Here is a 2,574-nt window from a genome sequence, read left to right as displayed (position 1 = left end):
GATCTCGGTTTACACTCTTGGAGTCCCCTGACAGTTCTGCATGGGGTCGCTGGGCTTGTCCATCCGGGGGGAATACGTGGTGAAGTCGTTCGCGTGGTTGCGGATGCGACCGAAGACTCTCGCGTCCGTCGCTGCAGTGAGCGCGGCTGCGATCGCGGTCACGGGCATGGCGTTCGCCTATGAGGGCAACCCGACCGCCGAGGTCGATCTGCACGACGGCGGTGTCTGGCTCACCAAGACCTCGAGCCTGATGGTCGGCCACTTCAACAACGAGTCGCGCCTCCTCGACGGCGGCCTGCGCACCGCCGGCGAGAACTACGACGTCGAGCAGTCCGGCGGCATCGTGCTCGTCTCCGACCGCACGGCCTCGACCGTCACCAGCGTCGATCCGGCCCGGGTCGTGCTCAGCGACGCCGTGCTCGTCCCCGGCGGGGCGAAGTCGGTGCTCGGCGGCTCGACCGTCGCGATCCTGGATCCGAAGGACGGCAAGCTCTGGGTCGTGCCGTCCTCGGGCCTGAACGGCTTCAAGGCGGCGGGTAAGGATCCGCAGGCTACGCTCGGCCCGAACGCCGACGTCACCGTCGGCAAGGACGGCACCGTCTACGCCGTCTCCGCCAAGAACCGCAGCGTCGTCACGGTGCACGTCGATCCCCAGGGCGATCCGCAGCCGCCGTCCACCGAGGCCATCGAGCTGGGGGAGGGCGCCAAGCCCACGATCACGGTCGTCGGCAGCACGCCCGTCGTGCTCGACGCCAAGGCGAAGACCGTGTTCGCGGGCGGGCACCGCACGGAGCTGACCGGGTCCGACGTGAAGGACCTCGACGCCGCGATCCTGCAGCAGCCCTCTGCCGAGAACGCGTCGGCCGTGCTCGCCACCGCCGACGCGCTCATCGACGTGCCGCTGGACGGATCCGCGCCCAAGGTGCAGGACGTCGGCGGGACCGGCGCCCCGGCGGCGCCCGTGTACCTCAACGGCTGCACCTATGCGGCGTGGGGCGGATCCGCGAAGTTCCTGCGCGACTGCATCGGCGACGCCAACGACCTCAAGACCACGATCGACGGCGCCGAGGGCAGCACGTCCCTGGTGTTCCGCGTGAACCGCGACGTCGTCGTGCTCAACGACACCGCGGGCGGCGCGGCGTGGATGGCGACCGACAACCTGCAGCGCGTGGACAACTGGCAGGACATCGTGCCGCCGGAGGGCGACTCCCAGCAGCAGGATCAGACCACCGACGATCAGGTCGAGACCACCCTGCCCAAGCGCACGCCGGAGAACACCCCGCCCGTCGCGAACAACGACGAGTTCGGCGTGCGTCCGGGCCGCACCACGATGCTGCCGGTGCTCGACAACGACACCGACGCGGACGGCGACGTGCTGGTCTCCTCGCTCGCGCAGGAGCAGCCGTCGCTCGGCGATGTGCAGCCGATCAACAACGGCGGCGCGCTGCAGATCGCGGTGCCGGAGAACGCCACCGGATCCGCCTCGTTCCAGTACCAGGCCGATGACGGCCGCGGCGGCACGGCGACCGCGACGGCCTCGCTCACGGTGCACGACTGGAGCGTGAACGCACCGCCCAAGCAGAAGCGCGTTCCCGGAGTGCTCATCGAGGCCGGCGGAACCGCGACGTACAACGCCCTGCCGGACTGGATCGACCCTGACGGGGACGACGTCTACCTGAAGGACGTCGAGGCCGCCCCCGGCGACCAGGTCGACTTCACCCCGGACGGGCAGCTCACCTACCGGGCCCTGGCGAGTCTGCCGGGGCGCAAGGAGATCCGGATCACCGTCGCCGACGCGATGGGCGAGTTCACCACCGGCACGATCCGCCTCGACATCCGTCCGGCCGGCACCACCGAGCCGAAGACGAACGCCGACCACGTCGTCACCAGGGCGGGCGAGCAGGTCACGGTCTCGCCGCTGCTGAACGACTCCAGCTCCGGCCGCGAGCCGCTGCGCCTCACCCGCGTCGACGAGACGCCGGGCGCCGTGATCACGCCGAACTTCGCCGAGGGCACCTTCACGTTCCAGGCCGACGCGCCGGGCACGTACTACATGCAGTACCTGGCCAGCGCCGGTCCGAACGCGGTGCCGGGCCTCGTGCGCGTGGACGTGCTCGACAAGTCGGCCGAGGCGGGAGCGCCGATCGCCGTGCGGGACATCGCGCTACTGCCCACGGGCGGGGACGTGCTGGTCGGCGTGCTGAACAACGACATCGACCCCGCCGGCGGCATCCTCGTCGTGCAGTCGGTCACGGTCGAGCCGCACAGCGGCGTCGCCGTGTCCGTGCTCAACCACGAGACGCTGCGGGTCACCGACCAGGGCAACCTCGACAAGGAGGTGCGGATCAAATACCGCATCTCGAACGGATCGAAGACGGCGGACGGCGACGTGATCGTCATCCCGATCCCGGCGCCGAGCAAGCTCGACCCGCCGACCGCCGTCGAGGACACCGCGGTCGTGCGCGCGGGTGACGTGGTCACCATCCCGGTGCTCGCGAACGACAAGCACGCCCCCGGCACGACCCTGCACGTCGCGCCGAAGCTGATCGAGCCGCTGGTGGATCCGAAGTTCGG

Annotated in this window: 1 protein-coding gene; it reads left to right on the top strand. The window is 70.2% G+C overall.

The genetic code is table 11. From position 1 onward, the window contains the following. Positions 1-103: 103 nt before the first annotated feature. Positions 104-2,574, top strand: a 2,471-nt coding sequence (locus B7X32_RS20275) for an Ig-like domain-containing protein (protein ID WP_292723891.1), incomplete at its 3' end; no start/stop codon positions are given.

Origin of the sequence: Microbacterium sp. 13-71-7 (assembly GCF_002257455.1) — a bacterium.
Taxonomy (GTDB): domain Bacteria; phylum Actinomycetota; class Actinomycetes; order Actinomycetales; family Microbacteriaceae; genus Microbacterium.
Note: the sequence above shows the minus strand (reverse complement) of the source record. Positions and strands in the feature narration are given on the sequence as shown.